General features: G+C 72.0%; 15 protein-coding genes. 5 read left to right on the top strand and 10 right to left on the bottom strand.

The genetic code is table 11. The features are described 5' to 3' along the window. Positions 1-155 precede the first annotated feature (155 nt). The 8 genes from WMF42_RS18790 to WMF42_RS18755 form a co-directional block, all read right to left on the bottom strand. The gene (locus WMF42_RS18790) at positions 156-443 is read right to left on the bottom strand and encodes an antibiotic biosynthesis monooxygenase family protein (RefSeq protein ID WP_061607022.1); all 288 of its coding nucleotides are present in this window, start codon (positions 441-443) and stop codon (positions 156-158) included. 85 nt (positions 444-528) lie between these two features. Beyond that, positions 529-1,593 carry a 3-isopropylmalate dehydrogenase gene (gene leuB, locus WMF42_RS18785; protein WP_061607023.1) on the bottom strand — a complete coding sequence of 355 codons (1,065 nt, stop codon included), beginning with the start codon at positions 1,591-1,593 and terminating at the stop codon, positions 529-531. Beyond that, the gene (gene cimA, locus WMF42_RS18780) at positions 1,590-3,236 is read right to left on the bottom strand and encodes a citramalate synthase (protein WP_061607024.1); all 1,647 of its coding nucleotides are present in this window, start codon (positions 3,234-3,236) and stop codon (positions 1,590-1,592) included. Before cimA ends, leuB begins: the two co-directional genes overlap by 4 nt. Before the next feature lie 84 nt (positions 3,237-3,320). After that, positions 3,321-5,006 (bottom strand): 2-isopropylmalate synthase, encoded by a 1,686-nt coding sequence (locus WMF42_RS18775; protein ID WP_437693407.1) that lies wholly within the window; start codon positions 5,004-5,006, stop codon positions 3,321-3,323. A 43-nt stretch (positions 5,007-5,049) separates the two neighbouring features. Continuing rightward, positions 5,050-6,063: a ketol-acid reductoisomerase gene (ilvC, locus tag WMF42_RS18770; RefSeq protein ID WP_061607026.1), complete on the bottom strand. Its 1,014-nt coding sequence runs from the start codon at positions 6,061-6,063 to the stop codon at positions 5,050-5,052. Positions 6,064-6,123: 60 nt separating this feature from the next. Next, the gene (gene ilvN / locus WMF42_RS18765; protein WP_061607027.1) at positions 6,124-6,675 is read right to left on the bottom strand and encodes an acetolactate synthase small subunit; all 552 of its coding nucleotides are present in this window, start codon (positions 6,673-6,675) and stop codon (positions 6,124-6,126) included. A gap of 137 nt (positions 6,676-6,812) precedes the next feature. Then, entirely contained in the window at positions 6,813-8,522 is a 1,710-nt protein-coding gene (gene ilvB, locus WMF42_RS18760; RefSeq protein WP_434048139.1) for a biosynthetic-type acetolactate synthase large subunit, read from the bottom strand. A gap of 102 nt (positions 8,523-8,624) precedes the next feature. Further along, the gene (locus WMF42_RS18755; RefSeq protein WP_061607029.1) at positions 8,625-9,056 is read right to left on the bottom strand and encodes a hypothetical protein; all 432 of its coding nucleotides are present in this window, start codon (positions 9,054-9,056) and stop codon (positions 8,625-8,627) included. An 881-nt stretch (positions 9,057-9,937) separates the two neighbouring features. On the opposite strand from WMF42_RS18755, the gene WMF42_RS18750 reads away from it, so the two are divergent. From WMF42_RS18750 to WMF42_RS18730, 5 genes are all read left to right on the top strand, one after another. Beyond that, positions 9,938-10,942: a hypothetical protein gene (locus tag WMF42_RS18750; protein WP_437693406.1), complete on the top strand. Its 1,005-nt coding sequence runs from the start codon at positions 9,938-9,940 to the stop codon at positions 10,940-10,942. A gap of 169 nt (positions 10,943-11,111) precedes the next feature. After that, positions 11,112-12,572, top strand: a complete 1,461-nt coding sequence (locus tag WMF42_RS18745; RefSeq protein ID WP_061606896.1) for an amidase — start codon at positions 11,112-11,114, stop codon at positions 12,570-12,572. Between the two features lie 37 nt (positions 12,573-12,609). Continuing rightward, positions 12,610-13,809 carry a saccharopine dehydrogenase family protein gene (locus tag WMF42_RS18740; RefSeq protein WP_437693405.1) on the top strand — a complete coding sequence of 400 codons (1,200 nt, stop codon included), beginning with the start codon at positions 12,610-12,612 and terminating at the stop codon, positions 13,807-13,809. Between the two features lie 114 nt (positions 13,810-13,923). Continuing rightward, complete coding sequence (locus WMF42_RS18735; RefSeq protein WP_437693404.1) at positions 13,924-16,692, top strand: nSTAND1 domain-containing NTPase; 2,769 nt, start codon at positions 13,924-13,926, stop codon at positions 16,690-16,692. Positions 16,693-16,775: 83 nt separating this feature from the next. Next, entirely contained in the window at positions 16,776-17,381 is a 606-nt protein-coding gene (locus WMF42_RS18730; RefSeq protein WP_081426289.1) for a gamma-glutamylcyclotransferase, read from the top strand. 108 nt (positions 17,382-17,489) lie between these two features. On the opposite strand, the gene gyrA is transcribed toward WMF42_RS18730, so the two are convergent. Continuing rightward, complete coding sequence (gyrA, locus tag WMF42_RS18725; protein ID WP_061606899.1) at positions 17,490-20,141, bottom strand: DNA gyrase subunit A; 2,652 nt, start codon at positions 20,139-20,141, stop codon at positions 17,490-17,492. A gap of 303 nt (positions 20,142-20,444) precedes the next feature. Beyond that, on the bottom strand, positions 20,445-21,629 hold the full coding sequence (locus WMF42_RS18720) for a hypothetical protein (RefSeq protein ID WP_437693403.1): 1,185 nt from the start codon (positions 21,627-21,629) through the stop codon (positions 20,445-20,447). Positions 21,630-22,351 lie beyond the last annotated feature (722 nt).

Raw genomic sequence — 22,351 nt, 5'->3', positions numbered from 1 at the left:
GACGCGCGGCACGCTCAAGGACGGCATCGCCTACGCGGAGGGCAGGCACGGCCGCCGCGCCGCCGCGCCGCCGCGCCACGGACCCTGTAGGCGCGCCAGAGGCGCCGGGGGGCCGGTCCGGGCTGGGGCCCTGCCCCGGGGGGCCCGAGCCCGGCTCACGCCATGATCTCGCCGTCGTAGAAAGCGATGTGCGCGGCCCGGAGCGCCTGCTCGCCGCCCATGCCGCGGTGGTGGCGCCGGAATACCTCGGATCTGGGGTACTCCTGGAAGGCCTCCCGGCTCTCCCACCTCGAGACCGCCTTGAGGCTGCCGTCGTCCAGCCAGATCTCGAGGCCGAGAAAGCCGGAGAACTGCCGCATCTCCGGCGCTGCCCGCCGGAAGCTCTCCACCATGGCCTGAAGCGCCGCCGCGGAGGCCGTGATGGTGTTGACGACGATGAACATGATGGATTTCTAGCGACGCGCTGGACGGCGGCAACGCGGAGCGCGAGCGCCGGAGAGGGCTCCCCGGGACGCCTGAGGCGCTCGCTCAGGCCGCGAGCTTCGCCCGCACGGCCTCGCCCATGCCCTGGGTCGACAGCTTGCCGCCGAGGTCCGCGGTCCGGGCGCCACCCGCGATCGCCTGGGCGACGGCGCGCTCGAGCGCGGCCGCCTCCTTGTCGAGCCGCAGCGAGTGCCGGAGCAGCATGGCGGCGCTCAGGATCGTGCCCACCGGGTTGGCGATCCCCTTGCCGGCGATGTCCGGCGCCGAGCCGTGGATCGGCTCGTACACCCCGCGCGTGCCGTCGCCCAGCGACGCGCTCGGAAGCACGCCCAGCGAGCCGGCCAGCACGGCGGCCTCGTCGGTCAGGATGTCGCCGAACATGTTCTCGGTGACGATGACGTCGAACGCCGACGCGGACGTGATGAGCCGCATCGCGCACGAGTCGACGAGCTGGTGCTCGATGCGGATGTCGGGGTGGCGGCCCGCGACCTCGGTCGCGACCGTGCGCCAGAGCCGCGACGACTCGAGGACGTTCGCCTTGTCGACGGACGTGACGAGCCGCCGGCGCGACGCGGCGAGGCGGAACGCGAGCTCGACGACGCGCTGGATCTCCTCGTCCGTGTACTCGAGCGTGTCGACAGCGCGCCGGCGCCCGTTCACCTCCTCGCGGAGCCGTGGCTTGCCGAAGTAGAGCCCGCCCGTGAGCTCCCGGACGACCATGATGTCGACGTCCGCGAGCCGCTCCGGCTTGAGCGGGGAGGCCTGGATGAGCTCGGGGAACAGCCGGATCGGCCGCAGGTTCGCGTACAGGCCGAGGCCCTGGCGCAGCGCGAGCAGCCCCTGCTCGGGGCGGACGCTCGCGTTCGGGTTGTCCCACTTGGGGCCGCCGACCGCGCCGAGCAGGACGGCGTCCGCCGCGCGGCACGCGTCGAGCGTCTCCGGCGCGAGCGCCGTGCCGGTCGCGTCGATCGCGCAACCGCCGATCAGGTGCTCCGTGTACGTGAAGCTGTGGCCGAACTGGGCGGCGACAGCGTCGAGGGTGACGCGCGTTTCCGCGACGATCTCGACGCCGATGCCGTCGCCGGGCAAAAGAACGATATTGGCCTTCATGCGACCTCGCTGGCAGGCAACGTGGATGTGAACTGCGCAGGCTCTCTCGCTGCGAGCGTGAGCCCATACTCGATCCCGTCCGCGAGCGCATGCCAGGACGCGTCGATGATGTTCGTGGAGGCGCCGACGGTGCTCCACTGGCGGTGCGCGTCGCGGCTGTCGATGAGCACGCGCGTCGTCGCCGAGGTGCCGTCGCGGCCGTCGAGGATGCGGACCTTGTAGTCGACGAGCTGGATGTCGCGCACGGCCGGGTACACGGGCGCGAGCGCCTTGCGGAGCGCGCCGTCGAGCGCGTTGACGGGGCCGGACCCCTCGGCCGCCGTGATCACCACCTCGCCGTCGATGTCGATCTTGATCATCGCCTCGGCGAAGGTGCCGACGCCCTCGCGCTGGCCCGCGATGACCTTGAAGTCGAGCAGGCGGAAGGGCGGCTTGTAGCCGGCCGCGCTCCGGTGGAGCAGCAGCGCGACGGACGCCTCGGCCGCCTCGAACGAGGAGCCGCGCGCCTCGCGCTCCTTGATCTGCTCGAGCACCTCGACCTCGGCGCCGGTCGGCACCTCGAGCCCGAACTCCTCGGCCTTGCTGAGCAGGTTGCCGCGCCCCGACAGCTCGCTGACGACGGTCCGCATCGCGTTGCCCACGAGCGCGGGGTCGATGTGCTGGTAGGCCGCGGGCTCGCGCCGCATCGCCGCGACGTGCACGCCGCCCTTGTGCGCGAAGGCGCTCCGCCCGACGTACGCCATGTGGTCGTCGGGGGCGAGGTTCGCCACCTCGGCGACGTAGTGCGAGAGCTCCGAGATCCCGCGGAGCGCCCCCTCGGGCAGCGCCCGGAGGCCGAGCTTCAGCTCGACGTTCGGGATGATCGCGCAGAGGTTCGCGTTCCCGCAGCGCTCGCCGTAGCCGTTGATCGTGCCCTGCACGTGGCGGGCGCCCGCGCGCACGGCGGCGAGCGAGTTGGCGGCCGCGCACTCGCCGTCGTTGTGGGCGTGGATGCCGAGCGGGTGGCCGAGCAGCGCCTTCATCTCGGCGACCACCGCCTCGATCTGCCAGGGCATCGAGCCGCCGTTCGTGTCGCAGAGCGTGAGCACCTCGGCCCCGCCGCGCACGGCGGCGCGCAGCGTCTCGATCGCGTACGCGTGGTCGAGCGCGTACCCGTCGAAGAAGTGCTCGGCGTCGTAGACGACGCGGCGGCCGTGCGCGCGCAGGAAGGCGATGGTCTCCTCGATCATCCGGAGGTTCTCGTCGAGCTTCGTGCGCAGCACCGCCGTCACGTGCAGGGCCGAGCTCTTGCCGAAGATCGTGCAGACCTCCGTCCCGGCGGCGAGCAGCGCGCGCAGCCCGGGGTCGTCCTCGGGCGCGAGCGAGGCGCGGCGCGTCGAGCCGAACGCGGCGATCTTCGCGTGCTTCCACTCGATGTCCCTGGCCCGCTCGAAGAACTGAGCGTCCTTCGGGTTCGAGCCGGGCCAGCCGCCCTCGATGAAGGCCAGGCCGAACGCGTCGAGGTGGCGCGCGATCCGGAGCTTGTCCTCGCACGCGAGCGAGATGCCCTCGCGCTGGGTGCCGTCGCGGAGGGTTGTGTCGTAGATGTCGACGCGGTCCGCGGGGCGGGCGCCCTGCTCTGCGCCGTTGAGAGGCGGGTTCATAAGGTTCGACTTCCTTGTGCGGCGAGGGCACGCCGCCGGGCTCGTCTGCCCCGCGCGGGGGCCTCCTGCGCCCGGCGCACCGGCCTATCTCGCGGTCTCGACGGCGGCGCCGTGGCCGCTCTGGTTGCTCTCTGACGCCGCCGCGTCTTCCTTGGGCTCGACGCCGTACGTCGCGAGGAGCCGGTTCAGGGCGGCGAGGTACGCCTTCGCGCTGGCGACGAGGATGTCGGTGTCAGCGCCGTGGCCGTGGAAGACGCGCGCGGAGGCGTCGTGCTGCGGGTGCCGCTTGCTCGACGTCACGTCCGCCCGCACGCGGACGCTCACCTCGCCGAGCGCGTCGATGCCCTCGGTCACCGCGTGCACCGAGAACTCGAGGAGGCTGCTCGGCACGCGGACGATCTCGTCGATCGCCCGGTAGGCGGCGTCCACCGGCCCGGTGCCGATCGCGGCGCGCACGTGCAGCGCCCCGTCCGGCCCGCGGAGGCGGACCGTGGCCGTGGGCATCCCCGTCGTCCCGCAGGCGACCTGGAGCGCGTCGAGCGTGTAGAGCTCGGCGACCTGCGCCCGCGTGGTCGAGACGATCGCCTCGATGTCCGGATCGGTGACGTGCTTCTTCTTGTCGGCGAGCGCCTTGAAGCTGGCGAACGCCGCCGCGAGCTGGGCCTCGTCGAGGTGGTAGCCGAGCTCCTCGAGCCGGTTGCGGAGCGCGTGCCGGCCCGAGTGCTTGCCGAGGACGAGCCGCGTCTGCGTGACGCCGACCATCTCGGGCCGCATGATCTCGTACGTCTCCTGGTGCTTCAGCATCCCGTCCTGGTGGATGCCCGACTCGTGCGCGAAGGCGTTGGCGCCGACGATCGCCTTGTTGGGCTGGACGTTGAAGCCCGTGGCCGCGCTCACCATGCGGCTCACGGTGGCGATCTGGGTCGTGTCGATCCCGGTGCGCAGCCCGAAGATCGCCCGGCGCGTCGCGAGCGCCATGACGACCTCCTCGAGCGCCGTGTTGCCCGCGCGCTCGCCGATGCCGTTGATGGTCACCTCGGCCTGGCGCGCGCCCGCGCGGATGCCCTCCAGCGCGTTGGCCGTCGCGAGCCCGAGGTCGTTGTGGCAGTGGACCGAGATGATCGCGCGGTCGATGCCCGCGACGTTCTTGCGGATCCCCGCGATGAGCGCGCCGAACTCGCTCGGGATGGTGTACCCGACCGTGTCCGGGATGTTGAGCGTGGTGGCCCCGGCGGCGATCGCCGCCTCGAGCACCTGGTAGAGGAACTCCGGCTCGCTCCGGCCGGCGTCCTCGGGGCTGAACTCCACGTCCGCGCACAGGTCGCGCGCGTAGGCGACCATGGCCCGGACGCGATCGAGCACCTCGGCGCGCGTCATCCGGAGCTTGTGCTTGAGGTGGATGTCGCTCGTCGCGAGGAAGGTGTGGATCCGCGGGTGCGCGGCCCGCGAGACGCCCTCCCACGCCTTGTCGATGTCGACCTTCGTGGCGCGGGCGAGGGCGCAGATGATCGGCGGGGTCGCGGCGGGGCGGCCGGGGATGGCGGCCGCGCCGACGCGCTCGGCGATCGTCTGGACGGCGAGCAGGTCGTCGGGGGAGGCGGCGGGGAAGCCCGTCTCGATGACGTCGACGCCGAGCTTCGCCAGGGCGAGCGCGATCTCGAGCTTCTCCGAGGACGTCATCGTCGCGCCGGGCGACTGCTCGCCGTCGCGCAGCGTGGTGTCGAAGATGCGGACGTAATCGGACGGGGGCATCGCTTGATTCGCAATCATCTCAGGCATGGTGTTCTCCGCCGCCTCCCACGAGTGGAGAGGCTCAGTCGCCGGGCTTGATGGTGACCGGATCGATGAACGGCATCATCTTGCGCAGGTTGGCGCCCACGACCTCGAGCTTCTGCTCACGCTCCTTGGACCGCGTCGCCTCGAACTTCGGCCGGCCCTCCTCGTTCTCCGCGATCCACTTGCGGGCGAACTCGCCGCTCTGGATGTCGCCGAGGATGCGCTTCATCTCCTCGCGCGTCTTGTCGGTGATGACGCGCGGGCCCGAGACGTAGTCGCCGTACTCGGCGGTGTCGCTGATCGAGTACCGCATGTAGTTGAGGCCGCCGCGGTACATGAGGTCGACGATGAGCTTGAGCTCGTGCAGACACTCGAAGTACGCGATCTCCGGCTGGTAGCCGGCGTTCACGAGCGTCTCGAACCCGGCCTTCACGAGCTCGCTGGCGCCGCCGCAGAGCACCGCCTGCTCGCCGAAGAGGTCGGTCTCGGTCTCCTCCGCGAACGTCGTGCAGAGCACGCCGGCGCGCGTCGCGCCGATGCCCTTCGCGTACGCGAGCGCCTGCGCCTCGGCCTTGCCGCTCGCGTCCTGGTGGACGGCGAGGAGCGCCGGGACGCCGCCGCCGGCCTCGTACGTCTCGCGCACCCGGTGCCCGGGGCCCTTCGGCGCGATCATCGAGACGTCGACCGACGGGGGCGGCGTGATCGTGTTGAAGCGGATGTTGAACCCGTGCGCGAACATCAGCGTCTTGCCCGGGCCGAGGTGCGGCGCGATGTGCTCGTTGTAGATGCGCGCCTGCGACGTGTCGGGGGCGAGGATCATGATGACGTCCGCGGCCTTCGCGGCCTCGGACACGGTGGCCACCTGGAGCCCCGCCGCCTGCGCCTTGGGCCGGCTCTTGCTGCCCTCGGGCAGGGCGACGATCACGGTGGCGCCGCTGTCGCGCAGGTTGAGCGCGTGGGCGTGCCCCTGCGAGCCATAGCCTACGATCGCGATCTTCTTGCTCTGGATGAGCGACAGATCCGCGTCGTTATCATAGAAAATTTTCGCCATCTCACTCTCCATTCAACAGGGACCGCACCTCGCGGCTCCCTTCCTTCACGTCATCAGGCATCAGGGCGCGCCGCTGTCGGCCGCGCGCGCAGGCAGCATCGTGTCGAGCCTGGCCTCGGCCTCCTCGGCGCCGCGGGTCATCACGATCATCCCCGTCCGCACCATCTCGATGATCCCGAACGGGCGGAGCACGTCGAGCAGGCCCTCGATCTTGTCGCCGGTCCCGGTGATCTCGATGGTGAGCGCCTCGGGGGCGACGTCGACGGTGCGCGCGCGGAACACCTCGCAGAGCTGGAGCACCTGCGCCCGGGTCGTCGCGTCCGCCCTCACCTTGATCAGCGCGAGGTCGCGCGCGACCGAGGCGGTGTGGGTGACGTCCTGGACCCACAGGGTGTTGACCAGCTTGTACAGGTTCGCCTCGAGGCGCCGCGCCCCGTCCTCGTCCGCCTCGAGGACCAGGGTCAGGCGCGAGATCCCGGTGATGTGGGTGCGCCCGACGCTCAGCGACTCGATGTTGTACGCGCGACGCCGGAAGAGGGACGCGACGCGGTTGAGCACGCCGGGTCGGTCTTCGACGTAGGCGATGAAGGTGCGCAGGATGGGTCGATCCATGGATGCCTCTTGAAAGTCCCTCTTGTCGGTGGTGCGCCCGGCGCCGGCCGTGACGCGTTCGGACGCGCCCCGCTCGTCCGACGAGCGCGCGCTCGCGCTGGAACGAGCGCTCGGGGCGCGCGCCGCTACGGGTGCGTTCACGGATCCTCCCCGGTCTCCACGATGGGGCTCGGGCGGCGGATCATGTCCTTCAGGTCGGCGCCCGCGGGGACCATCGGATAGACGCTGTCCTCCTGCTCGACGCGGAAGTCGACGACCACGGTGCCCGGCGTCGCGCGGGCGCGCGCCACCGCGTCCGCGATCTCCTCGCGCTTCGTGACGCGGATGCCGGTCAGGCCGTGGGCCTCGGCGAGCTTCACGAAGTCCGGGCTGCGCATCGGGGTCGCCGAGTAGCGCCGGTTGTAGAAGAACTCCTGCCACTGGCGCACCATGCCGAGGTAGCCGTTGTTGATGATGGCCACGTGGACCTTGATGCCCTCCTGCGCGCAGGTCGACAGCTCGCACGCGGTCATCTGGAAGCCGCCGTCGCCGACGACCACCCAGACCTCGTCGTCCGGCTTCGCGAAGCGCGCGCCGATCGCCGCCGGCAGGGCGAAGCCCATCGTGCCGAGCCCGCCGGAGGTGATGAGCTTCCGCGGGTGATCGTGCTTGTAGTACTGCGCTTCCCACATCTGGTGCTGGCCGACGTCGGTTACCACAAGCGCCTTGCCGTCGGTGAGCCGCCAGAGGTCGTGCATCACGTGCGCGGCGTACAATTTGTCGTTGTACGGCAATTGTTGAATGTCACGGACCGCCGAGTCGCCCTTCAGCGCGCTGATCCGCTCGATCCAGCCGCCCCTGTCGCGCTGCTTGACCCCGGGGATGAGCGACAGGAGCGTGTCCCGGACGTCCCCGACGAGGCCCACGTCGACCTTGACATTCTTGTTGATCTCGGAGCGGTCGATCTCGACGTGGATTTTCTTCGCCTTGACCGCGTAGGTCTTGAGGTTGCCGGTCACGCGGTCGTCGAAGCGCATGCCGAGCGCGATGAGGAGGTCGGCCTCCTGGATGGCGTGGTTCACCCAGGCCTCGCCGTGCATGCCCATCATGCCGAGGCTGAGCGGGTGGGTCGCCGGGAAGCCGCCGAGGCCGAGGAGCGTCGACGCGACGGGGATGCCCGTCTTCTCCACGAAGGCGAGGATCTCGCGCGTCGCCTCCGCCCGGACGATGCCCTGACCGGCGAGGATGAGCGGCCGCTCGGCCTCGTCGATGAGATCGATCGCCTTCTCGATGTCCGTCTGGACGGCGTGCTGGGAGGGGCGGTAGCCGGGCAGGCGGACCTCGCCCTTCGGCGGCTCGAAGTCGATCGACGCCTGCTGGGCGTCCTTGGTGATGTCGACAAGCACGGGGCCCGGGCGGCCGGAGCGCGCGATGTAGAACGCCTCGCGGATGGCGGGGGCGATGTCCTCGACGTCGGTGACGAGGTAGTTGTGCTTGGTGATGGGCAGGGTGACGCCCGTGATGTCGGTCTCCTGGAAGGCGTCGGTGCCGAGCAGCTTGGAGGAGACCTGGCCGGTGATACAGACGATCGGCGATGAGTCGAGCATCGCCGTCGCGATCCCGGTGACGAGGTTCGTCGCGCCCGGGCCCGAGGTGGCCACGCACACGCCGACCTTGCCGGAGGCGCGGGCGTAGCCGTCCGCCATGTGCGCCGCGCCCTGCTCGTGCCGGACGAGGACGTGGCGGATCGGGTAGCCGAGGATCGTGTCGTACGCGGGCATGATCGCGCCGCCCGGATAGCCGAAGACCACGTCCACGCCTTCGCGGACGAGGACTTCCCAGATGATCTGTGCGCCTGTTCGTTTCATAGTCCTGACTCCATCGAGTCGCGCTGGTGAAGCTGCGGGTGGTGGTGGCGCCCTCGGGCGCCCTGGCCGGTGGGTTCCGCCGTGTCTCCGAGGATCAGGGAGCTAGGCGATCGCGCGCTGCAGGTCCTCCCGCGGGCCGTCGCCGCTGGTCTCCTCGCGGCGGATCGCCTCGAGCACCCGCCGCGCGTCGTCGAGCGAGACGACGCGCGAGAAGGCCAGGGCGCTCGCCTGCGCGTTCGAGCCGGCGCGCGAGGAGGGCGGGTCGGCGTGGAACTCGAAGGAGGCCTCGGCCGCGGCGCCGCCCGGGCGCGCGCCCTTCAGCTGCGTCGAGGAGCGCTGGGGCGCGCGGACGGCGCCCCCGCTGGCGCGCGCGCGGATCTCGTGGACGAGCGCCTCGAACTCCTCGCGCACGGCGCTCGACGCGACGGGCACGCCACAGCCCGCGGCGACGAGCTCCGCGAGCTCCGCGATGTGCTGGTCGACGGCCTCGCTCGAGGCGTCCTCGCGATTCTTCCTCGAATGTTCCTTGCTCACTGATCCTCCTTGACGACGGCTGCTCTTCGTGAACCCACAGGCTGAAAAAACGAAAGCCCCCGGACCTTCTCGGTGCGGGGGCCTATCTCCATGCTGCCTTGCTCAGAGTGGCGGCCCGCAACCGTTCCCAACGCGAATCAGCCCGACGACGGCTAGGCTGACGAGCGAAGGAATGGCTAGGCCGGCTAGGAGCTCGACGGACACGCCGGACTCGACGGCGAGCGAACGGGTCGCCGAGAGCGCGGACGAAGCGCGATGCACCAGCTTCACAGCGGGGGTCCCTTCGCCGGAGGCGCGGGCGCTGGAGGTGCTCATCGACTTCTGCATAGCGTGCGTGCCGTTACCGTACAGAGCTGCTGCGTCGCGTCAAGCTGTTTCTTTACAGATCGCTTGTTTCTGCGGGGTTTCGTGCGGTTTTTTTATGTGAGTCAACGCCACGAACAGGGCGTGACGTCCTGCACGGAGCGGCGCGGATCGAGCCGATCGCGTTGCGCGTGTGTCGCGTGTGGCTGGCTGCGCGGCGTCGCGATCGACGCGCGCGGAGAGCGTCGATCGACGTGCACGGAAGACGTCGATCGACGCGCACGGAAGACGTTGATCGACGCGCACGGAGGACGTCGATCGACGTGCACGGAAGACGTCGAACGACGTGCACGGAAGACGTCGAACGACGTGCACGGAAGACGTCGAACGAGCTCGAGCCGGGCGGAGCGCGCAAGGAGCGCCGCGCGAAGAGCGCGGACGCAATCGGCCGCGGCGCAGATCCGGAGCGCCGGGGCAGATGTGCGCAAGCGCCGGATGTCGGCTCATGCGCGCCCGACGTGCAGAGTGCTGCCCTGGACCGACTGCGACGGGCCGAGCAGCGCCACCATGGACCTGCCATGCAAGCGCATCGCGTGGCGCAGGCGCGGCCTGCCGTTCGTCGGATCTCCTCGCTCGGCTGCCGACGGCGCCGCCGCGCGGCCCCTCTCGCCGCGCTCGCGCTGCTCGCGCTGGGCAGCGCCTCGACCGGCGCCGCCGCCGCGGCGCCCTCGCGCGCAGCGGCGATCGCGGCGCTCGCGCGCGCTCAGCCCGGGCGGCCGGCGCCCGTCGTGCGGCCGTCGACGCCGCCGCGCCGCGGAGGCGATCGGCGCGACGCCGCGGCGCCCCGGACGCCGGCGCCCGCGGCCGCCAACCTCGGCACATTCGTCGAGCTCCGGAACGATTACGTCTCGCGCGGCAGGAACGGCTTCTTCAACGCGGCGGTGATCCGCGGGGACTACGCGTTCGACAGGAGCTTCTCGCTGCGGGCGGACGTGCCGCTCGTCTACGCGGGCGGGCTGGAGGGCAAGCGCAACATGGGGCTCGGCGACGTGATGATCCGGCCGCTCGTGCGCGCTGTCGGCACGCCGCGGTTCGCGCTGCTCGTCGGCTCGGATCTCGTCCTCGACTCGGCGACGAACCGCGCGCTGGGCGCGGGGAAGAACCAGGTCGCGCCGCTCGTCCAGGCGTACGTCCGCGTGGCGCGGCCGGCGCGGATCGGGCTGCAGGTCCAGCACGCTGTGTCGTTCGGCGGCGATCCGCGGCGGGACGACATCCAGGTGTCCGTGGTGCGGCCCTTCGCTGTCGTCGAGCTGCCGCGCGGGTTCTGGGTGGGGCCGGACCAGAGCTTCCATTTCAACCACCTCGGCGGGCCCCGCGTCGTGTCCACGAGCGTGCTGGAGGTCGGCGCGGAGCTCAGCGAGCGCGTGCAGGTGTACGTCGATCCAGGTATCCAGGTGAGCAGCCAGGGGGCGGTCGACTGGCTGGTGACCGGGGCGGTGCGCTGGGCGTTCCCGCAGCGAGCGCGCGAGCGCCCGGCCGCCGCGGCGCCGGCGCCTTGCGTGGAAAGATCCGCGGGCGAGTAGGCCGCTGCGGCGTGCTCCGCGGACGCGCCGGCGTCCGGACGCGCTCAGGGGCGCCGCGCGCTGGCCGGCGGGATGCCCGCCAGGGATGTCAGAACAGCGGTCGTCTGGCCTCGAAGCGGCGAATCCTTGACCCGCGACGTCGTCCTGCGCCTGATCCCTGTTCGCATCCATGCTTTCACGAGATCCGTTGCTCCTGCTCTCCGCGACGCGGCTGGCCGCGCTGATCCGCGCCCGGGCCGTCACGTCGGCCGAGGTGGTGGAGACCCATATCCGACACATCGAGCGCGTGAACCCGACGCTCAACGCGGTGGTGGCGGACCGGTTCGACGCCGCCCGCGCCGAGGCGCGCGCGGCCGACGCGCTGCTCGACCGCGGCGAGCCCGCGGGCGCGCCGCCGTTCCTCGGCGTGCCGTGCTCCATCAAGGAGAGCTTCGCCGTCGCCGGCATGCCGAACTCCGCGGGGCTCGTCTCCCGCGCCGGCGTGCGCGCGGCGGAGGACGCGGTGACGGTCGCGCGCCTGCGCGCCGCCGGCTTCATCCCGCTCGGCGTCACCAACGTGTCGGAGCTCTGCATGTGGATGGAGACGAACAACCGGCTCTACGGCCGCACGAACAACCCCTACGACCCGGCGCGCACCGCGGGCGGCAGCTCGGGCGGAGAGGCCGCGGTGGTCGGCGCCGGCGGCGCGCCGATCGGGCTCGGCTCGGACATCGGCGGATCGATCCGGATGCCCGCGTTCTTCAACGGCGTCTTCGGCCACAAGCCGACCGGCGGGCTCGTGCCGACGTCGGGGCAGTTCCCGCTGCCGGGCGAGCGTGGGCTCCGCTTCATGACGTCGGGGCCGATCGCGCGGCGCGCCGAGGATCTCATGCCGGTGCTCCGCATCCTCGCGGGTCCCGACGCGCGCGATCCGAGCTGCGCGCCGATGCCGCTCGGCGACCCGGCCGCGGTCGACCTCGCCGGGCTGACGGTGCTCTCGATCGAGGACGACGGCGTCCGCCCGGTGAGCGACGATCTGCTGGCCGCGCAGCGGAGGGCCGCCGACGCGCTCGCGGCGCGTGGCGCGACGGTCCGCGTGGGGCGCGTCGATCTGCTCGCGCGCGCGCTCGACATCTGGACCGCGATGCTGGCCGTGGCGGGCGGCGTCACGTTCCGGTCGCTCCTCGGGGACGGCCGCCCGGTCAGCCTGCCGCGCGAGCTCGCCCGATGGTCGATGCGCCGCTCGGCGCACACGCTGCCCGCGCTCGGGCTGACGCTGCTGGAGGACCTCGGCAAGCGGCTCCCGGCGCGCATCGAGCGCGCCCTGGAGCTCGGCGAGGCGCTCCGGGCCGAGCTCGTGGCGCGCATCGGCGAGCGGGGCGTGATGCTCTACCCGACGTACCCGAGGCCCGCGCCGCGGCACTACGCGCCGCTCCTGCCGCCCTTCCAGTGGACGTACACCGCGGTGCTCAACGTCATGGAGATGCCGGCGACGCAGGTCCCGCTGGGGCTCAACGCCGAGGGCCTTCCGCTCGGCGTCCAGGTCGCGGCGATCCACGGCAACGACCACGTGACCATCGCGGTGGCGCAGCACCTGGAGCGCTCGTTCGGCGGCTGGGTCCCGCCGTCTCTGTCGTGGTGCCGACGGTGACGTTCCCGCCCGCGGTCGTGATATCAAGGCTGCCCCCATGAGCAGCAGCGACCGCACGTACGATGTGATCGTCTTCGGCGCGACCGGCTTCACCGGTCGCCTCGTCGCCGAGTATCTCGCCACCAAGGGCAAGGACAGCTCCGCCGGCGAGGCCGCGGCGCGGCCCGTTCGCTGGGCGATCGCCGGGCGGAACGCGGGGCGCCTCGCCGAGGTGAAGGCGGCGATGGAGGCGATCGATCCGGCCTGCTCCGAGGTGGGGGTCATCGAGGCGACCTCGGAGGACGCGGCGTCGCTCGAGCGCATGGCCAGCCAGGCGCGCGTCGTCCTCACAACGGTCGGCCCTTACTCGACGCGCGGCGAGCCGCTGGTCGAGGCGTGCATCCGCGCGGGCACCGACTACGCGGACCTCACCGGCGAGCCCGAGTTCGTCGACCGTCTGCTCGACCGCCACCACGAGGCCGCCCGCGCGCGGGGCGTGCGGATCGTCAACTGCTGCGGCTTCGACAGCATCCCGCACGACCTCGGCGTGCTCTTCACGGTGACGAAGCTCCCGGCGGGCGAGCCGATCGTGGTCGAGGGCGTCGTGCGCGCGCACGGGAGCTTCTCGGGCGGCACCTGGCAGTCGCTGATCGAGATCGTGGCGCAGACGCGCCGCAGGAAGCGCGAGGCAGGCAAGGAGCAGGAGCACGGGCCGCGCAAGGTGCGTGGGCTCAAGGCGCGCATCCGTTACGAGAAGGGGCTGCGCGCCTGGGTCTCCCCGATGCCGAGCATCGACCCGCAGGTCGTGCTGCGGAGCGCGCGGGAGCTCGACGTCTACGGCCCCGACTTCCAGTACGGTCATTACATGCAGGTCAAATCCGGGCTGCAGCTCGCGATCGGGATCGCCGGCCTCGGCGCCGTCGCGGCGCTCGCCAAGGTCGGGCCGACGCGGGAGCTGCTCCGCAAGGTGCGCAGCCCGGGGGAGGGGCCGAGCGCGGAGGAGCGGGCGCGGAGCTGGTTCCAGGTGACGTTCGAGGGGAAGAGCGCGTCGCGCAAGGTGGTGACGCGGGTGAGCGGCGGGGATCCGGGCTACTCGGAGACGGCGAAGATGGTGGCGGAGTCGGCGCTCTGCATGGCGTTCGATCGCGAGCGGCTGCCGGCGCGCGCCGGGGTCCTCACGCCGGCCGTCGCGATGGGGGAGCGGCTCATCGAGCGGCTGCAGGCGGCGGGGATCCGGTTCGAGCTCCTGGAAGGGTGAGATGACCGGGCCGGTGGGGTACGCTGCCCCGGCGTGACAGGCGTGGACGAGAAACGGCTCGGCGGGGAGGCTGCGGTGGTCCCGCCGCCTTGTCGAGAGAGAGTCCCGCCCGTCGTGAGCGACTGCGGCCTGACAAGCACCCTGGTGGCCGGGCAAGGGAGCGCGGGGTGGGCTACCCGCGATCCGCGCGCGCCGGAGCCCGCCCCGGACAGGACGGCGTCTTCGCGCCGGGGATCGAGCGACGAGGCCTCCGTGCTGCCGCTCACCGGCGGCAGCACGATCGGGCATTACGAGCTCATCCGCGAGCTCGGCCGGGGCGGCATGGGCACCGTCTTCCTGGCCCGCGATGTCCGGCTGGGCCGCCTCGTCGGCATCAAGGTCGTCACCACCCTGAGCGGCGTCCGGCTGCAGCGCTTCCTCGTCGAGGCCCGCGCGACCGCGCTCTGCAAGCACGAGAACATCGTGACGATCCACGACGTGAACGAGCACGACGGATACCCGTACATGGTGCTCGAGTACATCGAAGGGCAGAGCCTCCGCGCCTGGATGGAGCAGCGAAGACCCCCCGGCGCCGGTGAAGGGGCCGCCACGGCGCCGGTGTCCGCGAGCGCGGCCGTGGAGATGATGGTGCCCGTGGTGCGCGCCCTCTCGTGCGCTCACAAGCTCGGCATCGTGCACCGCGATCTCAAGCCCGAGAACATCATGCTGGAGGCGTCCGGCGCGATCAAAGTGCTCGATTTCGGCATCGCCAAGCTGCTCGACACGGACGTCGGCGGCGCGGTCGAGCGCCCTCCCGCCTCGCTCAGGACGACCCTGACGCGCGAGGGCGCGCTGATGGGAACGATCCCGTACATGTCCCCGGAGCAGTGGACCGGGGAGGGGATCGATCACGCCAGCGACATCTGGGCCGTGGGCATCATGCTCCACGAGCTCGTGACAGGCGCGCACCCGCTCGCGCCGGTGACGGTGCACAGCCTCATGCAGGTCGCCGCGCTCGATCAGCCCATGCCCGAGCTCGACGAGGCGCGCCCCGACCTGGGCCCGCTCGCCGGGATCATCGATCGCTGCCTGCGCAAGCGGAAGGCCGAGCGCACCGCCTCGGCGCAGCAGCTCCTCTCGGAGCTCTTGCCGCTCTTGCCCGCGCGACACGAGATCGTCCTCGGGGCCGACGAGAGCCCCTTCGCTGGCCTGTCGGCGTTCCAGGAGGCGGACGCGGACCGCTTCTTCGGCCGCGCGGAGGACGTCGCGAGCATGGTGACGCGCCTCCGGAGCCAGCCGCTGCTCGCGATCGTCGGCGCGTCGGGGGTGGGGAAGTCGTCGCTCGTGAGGGCGGGGATCGTCCCGGCGCTCAAGCGCTCGGGCGCAGGGTGGGAGTCGCTCATCCTCCGGCCAGGGCGCGAGCCGATGGCGGCGCTCGCCGATCTGCTCAGCCACCCCTCGTTGATGTCCAAGGGGGGCTCGGAGCGCCCCGCGCCCCTCGACGACGAGGACGCGCGCGGGCGCCTGCTCGATCGGCTGCGCGCCGAGCCGGGCTATCTGGGGGCCGAGCTGCGCGCGTGGTCGGCCCGCAAGCAGCGTCGCGTCGCGCTCTTCGTCGACCAGTTCGAGGAGCTCTACACGCTCTCCTGCGACGCCGGCGAGCGCGCCGCGTTCCTCTCGTGCCTCGGCGGCGTCGCCGACGACGCCTCCTCGCCGCTGCGCGTGATCCTGTCGCTGCGGTCGGACTTCATCGAGCGGGTGGCGGAGGACAGGCACTTCATGGCGGCGGTGACCCGCGGGCTCGTGGTCCTGCCGCCGATCGGCCGAGCGGGGCTGCGCGAGGCGCTGACCCGGCCTGTCCAGGCGGCGCGGTACGAGATCGAGGATCCGGCGCTGGTCGAGGGCATCCTGGACGTGCTGGAGACGACGCGCGGCGCGCTGCCGCTCTTGCAGTTCATGGCGGCGCGCTGGTGGGACCTGCGCGATCGCGGGCGCCGGCTCCTGACGCGGGCGAGCTACGAGGCCATCGGCGGCGTGGCGGGCACGCTCGCGAGCCACGCCGACACGGTGCTGGCCGGGATGAGCGTCCGCCAGGCGAAGCTCTGCCGGGCCGTGTTCGAGCGCCTGGTCACGCCCGAGCGCACCAGGGCCATCGCGAGCCTGAGGGAGCTCCGCGAGCTGCCCGGCGACCCGGACGAGCTCGAGGGCGTCGTCCAGGTCCTCTCGGACGCGCGGCTCCTGGCCGTGGAGCGCGGGCGCGACGACGCCGGCAGCACGGTGGAGATCGTGCACGAGTCGCTCATCGAGCGCTGGCCGACCCTGCTGCGCTGGCTGGACGAGAACCAGAAGGACGCGGCGTTCCTCGACAAGCTGCGCGTGGCGGCGAGGCAGTGGGAGTCGAGCGGCTCTGCCGACGACACCGTCTGGCGCGGCAAGCTCGCCGAGGAGGCGCGCCATTTCCGCGAGAGCGATTATCATCAGGGCCAGTTGCCCGCGCGCGAGCAGCGCTATCTGGACGCCGTGCTCCGGCTGGCGAGCCAGGCGCAGCGGAGGAAGCGCACGCTGATCGTCGGGGTGATGGCGGGCCTCGCGCTGCTTGTCGCCGGGGCGACGCTGGGGATCATCAAGGTGGTTCGCCAGAACCGGGTGATCACCGCGCAGCTCGAGGAGATCCGCCAGACCGAGTACAACCTCGAGCTGGCGCTCGCCAGCGAGCGGGCCGCGCGAGAGGCCGCCGAGAGGGCCCGGCAGGCCACGGAGGACCAGCGGGAGCGCGACGAGCTCCTGCAGAGGGACGCCGAGGAGCGGAGGGCCAGGGAGGCCGAGCGCGAGCGTCGCAGCGGGGAGCCGCTGGAGCGGCCCGGCGCGCGGTCCGTGGAGGGCCTCAGAGAGGGGCGCCGGTAGCGGGCGCCCGGCGCGCCGAGCCCGCGCGGCCCTGGGCGCGCGGGGCGGCCCCGGCCGGCAGCCTGGTTTGGTAGGATGGTCCCGTGCAGCGCGAGACCTGGATCTTCGGCTACGGGTCGCTGATCTGGCGGCCGGCGTTTCGCTTCGAGCAGATGGCGCCCGGGTACATCACGGGGTGGGCGCGCCGTTTCTGGCAGGGCTCCACCGATCATCGCGGCGTCCCCGGCGCGCCGGGCCGGGTGGTCACGCTCGTCCCCGAGCCAGGCGCGCGCTGCTGGGGGATGGCTTACCGGGTCGCCGAGCCCGATCTCGACGGGGTGCTCCGCGCGCTCGATCACCGCGAGAAGGGCGGCTATGCCCGCCACGACATGCCGCTTTTCATGGCGGACGACACGCCGTCTCGCGCGGCCCGGACAGCCATCGTCTACATGGCCACTCCGGACAACCCGGACTACCTCGGTGAGGCGCCGCTCCCCGCGATCGTCGCGCAGGTGCTCGCGTCCCACGGTCCGAGCGGCTCCAACGTCGAGTACGTCCTGCGCCTCGCCGAGTCCCTCGCGGCCATGAGCGCCGACGACGCTCACGTGGCCGAGCTCGCGACGCTCATCCGCGCCCATGAACGGGCCGCGATGCACCGTCCGGACCCAGCGCGCGGATCGACAACCCAGATCGCCGAGACATCGCTCTAGCGATCCGCCCGCCTCGCCGACCTGGCGAGCCAACGACCCCCGTGGGCCCCGAGGGAGGGGTCGCGCGCGCGACCTCTCCCTCGGGGCCAGGCCCCCGGGTCGACGCTCTCAGTTCACGTCGCTGCTGCCGCCGTCCGCCCCGCCGCCGTCGGCCCCGCCGCCGTCCGCGCCCGCGTGATCCGCGACCCCGTTGGTCCCCTCCGCGGCCGGCGGCGTCGATCCGCCGCTCTCCGCCGCCTCGGCGGCCTCCGCCGCGAACGCCTCGACCGCGACCACCCGCTCGTCCTGGCCCACGTGCATGATCCGCACGCCCTGCGCGTTGCGCCCCGTCTCGCGGATCTCGCTCGCCTTGGTGCGGATCATCTGCCCGCGGTCGGTCACGATCAGCACCTCGTCGCTCGGGCTCACCATGGCCACCCCGACGACCGGCCCGTTCCGCTCGCTCGCGTCGATCAGGATCACGCCCTTGCCGCCGCGGCTCTGGAGCCGGAACTCCTCGAGCGCCGTCTGCTTGCCGTAGCCGCGCTCGCACACCGTGAGCACCCGGTCGCGCCCGTCGCCGCTCACGCCGAGGCCCACCACCACGTCGCCGTCCTCGAGCTCGATGCCCTTCACGCCCATCGTGGCGCGGCCGGTCGGGCGCACCTGGTCCTCGGGGAAGCGGATGCTCATCCCGCTCCGCGTCGCGATCACGAGCTCGCGCTTGCCGTCGGTCAGCGCCGCCGTGAAGAGCTGATCGCCCTCCTCGATGCGCACGCCGATGATCCCCTTGTCCCTGTAGTTCTCGTACTCGTTCAGCGCCGTCTTCTTGATCTGCCCGCGGCGGGTCAGCGTCACCACGAACGTCTCGCCGTCGAAGCTCGGCACCGGCGTGATCGCCGCGACCTTCTCCCCCGGCTCCATCCCGACGAAGTTCACGATCGCCCGGCCCTTCGCGTTCCGGGGCGCCTGCGGGATCTCGTAGACCTTCTTGACGAAGACCTTGCCCTTGTCGCTGAAGAAGAAGACGTACGAGTGCGTCGACGCCACGAAGAGCTGGCTCACCCAGTCCTCCTCGCGCGCCTCCATCCCCACCATCCCCTTGCCGCCGCGGCGCTGCGCCCGGTAGGTCGAGGTCGGCGTCCGCTTCAGGTAGCCGGCGTGCGAGATGGTCACGACCATGTCCTCTTCCTGGATCAGGTCCTCCATCTGGATCTCGGCCTCGGCCGGCACGATCTCGGTGCGCCGCTTGTCGCCGAAGCGCGCCTTGATCTCCTCGAGCTCCATCACGATCACGTTCATGAGCAGCCCCATGTCCGCGAGGATCGCCCGGAGCCGCTCGATCGTCTGCGACAGCTCGCCGTACTCCTTCGCGAGCTTCTCCCGCTCGAGGCCGGTCAGGCGCGAGAGCCGCATCTCGAGGATCGCCTTGGCCTGCCGCTCCGACAGGAAGTAGTCGCCGCGCCCGTCCGCCTCGACGCACTCGGGCTCCGGACGGCCGGCGCGCCGGAGGAACTCGCCGAGCCCGCGCAGCGGCAGCTTCTGCAGGTTCTCCCGCGCCTCCTCCGTGTCGCTCGAGGCCCGGATCGTCGCGACGATTCGATCGATGTCGCTCGTCGCCATCCCGAGCCCCTCGACGAGCTCGCGCTGCGACTCGGCCTGCCGGAGCTCGAAGCGGCAGCGCCGCGTCACGACCTCGCGCCGGTGCTCGATGAAGTGCGAGAGCGTGTCCTTCAGGCTCAGCACGGCCGGGCGCCCGTTCGCGATCGACAGGTTGATCACGCCGAACGTCGCCTGGAGATCCGTCAGCCGGTAGAGCTGGTTCAGGACCACCTGCGGGAAGATGTCCTTCTTCAGCTCGACGACGATCCGCATCCCCTCGCGGTCGCTCTCGTCGCGCACCTCGCTGATCCCCTCGATGCGCTTCTCCTTCATGCACTCGGCGATCTTGGCGACCAGCCGGGCCTTGTTCACCTGGTAGGGGATCTCGGTGAAGACGAGCTGCTCGCGGTCGCCCTTCATCGTCTTCTCGACCTGGCTGCGCCCGCGCATCGTGATCGAGCCGCGGCCGGTCGTGTACGCCTGCACGATCCCGCTCTTGCCGTAGATGAGGCCGCCGGTCGGGAAGTCGGGCCCCGGGACGAGGTGGAGCAGCTCCTCCAGCGCGACGTCGGGGTTGCGGATGATGGCGATCGTCGCGTCGATGATCTCGCCGAGGTTGTGCGGCGGGATGTTCGTCGCCATGCCGACGGCGATGCCGCCGGAGCCGTTCACGAGGAGCTGCGGGAACTTGGCCGGCAGCACGCTCGGCTCGAGCTCCGAGTCGTCGTAGTTCGGGACGAAGTCGACAGTGTCCTTGTCGAGGTCGGCGAGCAGCTCGACGGCCATGCGCGACAGGCGCGACTCCGTGTACCGCATGGCCGCGGGCGAGTCGCCGTCGACCGAGCCGTAGTTGCCCTGCCCGTCGATGAGCGGGTAGCGCAGGCTGAAGGTCTGCCCCATGCGGACGAGCGCGTCGTAGACCGCGAGATCGCCGTGGGGGTGGTACTTGCCGAGGACGTCTCCGACGACGCGCGCGCACTTCTTGTGCGAGCCGCCGGGGCCGATCTTCTGCTCGTTCATCGAGTAGAGGATCCGGCGGTGCACCGGCTTCAGGCCGTCGCGCACGTCCGGGATCGCGCGGCCGATGATCACGCTCATCGCGTAGTCGAGGTAGCTCGTCCGGAGCTCGTCCTGGATGCTGACCGGGACCTTCTGCTGGATGTTCGACGTCTCTTCCATGGGATCTGCACCCGAGGCGCGGGGCGAGCGCGGCGCGCGCGGCCCCGTCGTAGAGGCCCATCCCAGCGCGGCTCGAGCGTCGAGCGGGTCGGCGGAGGCGCCTCCGGCCTCTATCGACGAGCGATGAGGCGAGTTCGGCCTCCGCCGCGCGCCCTTGACCCGCGCTGTTCAGGGGATGCGACGGATGCGTTCAGGTACTCCAAGGGGCAGGCCGGCGCAAAGGGTTTGCCGGCCCCGAGGCGTCTCTCTGGCGGCGGGACGCGCGGCCGGGACGCGCGGGCAGATCGAGGCTGCGCCGGAGGCTCAGGGGAGGCGGCTGCACGCGGCGCGGGTCGTCGCGCCGGGGCGGACCTCCCCGCGGCACGTCGCGGAGAGCGCCGAGGCCCCCCTGGCGTCGCGCACCTCGACCGTGGCCTCGTACGCGCCGGGGGCGAGCGCCGACAGGAGCGCGCGGTCGCCGCAGGGCACGGGGCCGACCTGGAGATCCTCCGCCCCGGGCTGGTCGCCCTCGGGCGGCGGCACTGTCGCGGTGTAGGTGGAAGCAGCCGCGCCGCAGGCGAGGTCCGCCTCGGCGAGGAGCGCGTCGAGGTCGATCTCGAGCGCGCCCGTCGCGGACAGCGCGTCGCAGGTCGCCGTCACCGTGACGCCCTCGCTCGCCGCGGCGAAGCAGCTCGCCCCGAACAGGAGGTCGCCCGCGGCGTCCTTCGCCTCCAGGCGGAAGAAGTAGGCGCGCCCTGGGTCGACGCCGAGGTCGTAGACGACCGGCTCGGCGGGCGGGCAGCCGACCCCGAGCACGGGCGCCAGCGCGCCGTCCTGGGGGACGACATCGAACGACGCGATCGCGCCGTCGTCGCCCTCGCAGCGCAGCGCGCCGAGCGCGCTCGCCGGGTCGATCACGATGGCCGCGCTCGCCGGGTCGATGGGCCCCGTGAGCGGGTCGCAGCCCTGGACGACGACGTTGACGCCCGTGGCCGCCACGAGCTTGTCGGCGCCGTCCGCGGCGTCAGGGCCGGGGCACCCCCACGTCCAGCGCGGCGCGACAGGGGCCCCGTCGAGGAGCATGTGGCGGCTGCCGGACGTCTCGTCGCCGACGGGCGTGAGCTCCTCGGCGTACTGCTCGTAGCCGTCGATCCTCGCCGTGTACTCGTGCCCCGCGACGACGTAGGTGAACGACACGCGCGACGAGCAGGGGATCGGCGGGGACGAGGCGAGGGTGAACGGCCCGCCGGCCGCGCTCTCGTCCGTGAGGGTCGCGACGTAGCTGCGGATCGCCCCCGGCTCGTTCGAGCACCGCACGTCGCCCAGGAAGGCGAGCGGGTCGATGGTGAGCGACGTCTGGATCGGCTGTTCGTCGTCGGCAGCGCCGGTGCCCTCGTTGCAGGCCGCGAGCGCGAGCGCGAGCGCGCCGAGCGCCAGCGCGCGCCGGCCGGTCAGGGCGCGGGAGAGGGGGGAGGCGTCCCGGCGACGCGCGCCGAACCAGGTTTCCAAAGCAGCACGAGCTCGGCCCATCGGCAGGGGGCACTAGTCCAAGCCGGGGAACGGCGCCACCTGAAACGCGGCGCCGCACCCGCGGGGAGGGCGGCGGCCGGCGCGCGGCGCCGTCGAGCGGCGCCGACCCAGCGCGAGAGCGCCCGCCGCGTCGCCTGACCGCCGCCAGAACAGCTCGCCGGCCTCGCGCGGCCCGAACCTTCGTGTCCTGGGCGCCCTCGCGGCGTCTCTCTGCTGGCAGAGCGCGAGCTCAGACGTGGGGAGCCCCGGATGCGTGGGGCTCATTTCCGACACCGGATCTGAATTGCCGTGGAAACGCCTGTTCGGTCACGGGCTCCAGCGTCGGTGTCTCGATCGCATCGGCGCTTTCCGAGCAACTGGCGCGATCGGCGATCACGCCGAGCACATCGCGCTTCGGTGCCTGGGATTGCCAGGCAAAGCGCCCGCGTCGTCGCGTAGTAAAGCGCTTGCGGCGAGAGCAATCCTGCATCCTTCGACCGACGTGAGTGACGATAGGGCGCCTCGCTCATGGGCAAACGCAGCCGGCGTGAGGGGCGTGCTCCGCGTGACGGCGACGCCGCGGCGCTCGCGCGGGTGCGGCGGCGGCGCTGACCGAGGCGGTGGAGCGGAGGGCGCCAGGGACGGCGGCTCTCAAGGACGAGCTGCTCGACCTCGTCTGAGGCGGGGCCCTGGCTGGATGTAGGGCAGGGCGGGGCGGGATC

The sequence above is a fragment of the Sorangium sp. So ce176 genome, assembly GCF_051519835.1.
In the GTDB taxonomy this organism is placed as follows: Bacteria; Myxococcota_A; Polyangia; order Polyangiales; family Polyangiaceae; genus Sorangium; species Sorangium cellulosum_G.
The sequence above is the reverse complement of the archived record's forward strand: the minus strand, read 5'-3'. Positions and strand labels throughout refer to the sequence as shown.

Excerpts from the sequence above, each read along its gene's own strand:
- WMF42_RS18790 (WP_061607022.1), bottom strand. The coding sequence starts at position 443 with ATGTTCATCGTCGTCAACACCATCACGGCCTCCGCGGCGGCGCTTCAG.
- leuB (WP_061607023.1), bottom strand. The coding sequence starts at position 1,593 with ATGAAGGCCAATATCGTTCTTTTGCCCGGCGACGGCATCGGCGTCGAG.
- cimA (WP_061607024.1), bottom strand. The coding sequence starts at position 3,236 with ATGAACCCGCCTCTCAACGGCGCAGAGCAGGGCGCCCGCCCCGCGGAC.
- WMF42_RS18775 (WP_437693407.1), bottom strand. The coding sequence starts at position 5,006 with ATGATTGCGAATCAAGCGATGCCCCCGTCCGATTACGTCCGCATCTTC.
- ilvC (WP_061607026.1), bottom strand. The coding sequence starts at position 6,063 with ATGGCGAAAATTTTCTATGATAACGACGCGGATCTGTCGCTCATCCAG.
- ilvN (WP_061607027.1), bottom strand. The coding sequence starts at position 6,675 with ATGGATCGACCCATCCTGCGCACCTTCATCGCCTACGTCGAAGACCGA.
- ilvB (WP_434048139.1), bottom strand. The coding sequence starts at position 8,522 with ATGAAACGAACAGGCGCACAGATCATCTGGGAAGTCCTCGTCCGCGAA.
- WMF42_RS18750 (WP_437693406.1), top strand. The coding sequence starts at position 9,938 with ATGCAAGCGCATCGCGTGGCGCAGGCGCGGCCTGCCGTTCGTCGGATC.
- WMF42_RS18745 (WP_061606896.1), top strand. The coding sequence starts at position 11,112 with ATGCTTTCACGAGATCCGTTGCTCCTGCTCTCCGCGACGCGGCTGGCC.
- WMF42_RS18740 (WP_437693405.1), top strand. The coding sequence starts at position 12,610 with ATGAGCAGCAGCGACCGCACGTACGATGTGATCGTCTTCGGCGCGACC.
- gyrA (WP_061606899.1), bottom strand. The coding sequence starts at position 20,141 with ATGGAAGAGACGTCGAACATCCAGCAGAAGGTCCCGGTCAGCATCCAG.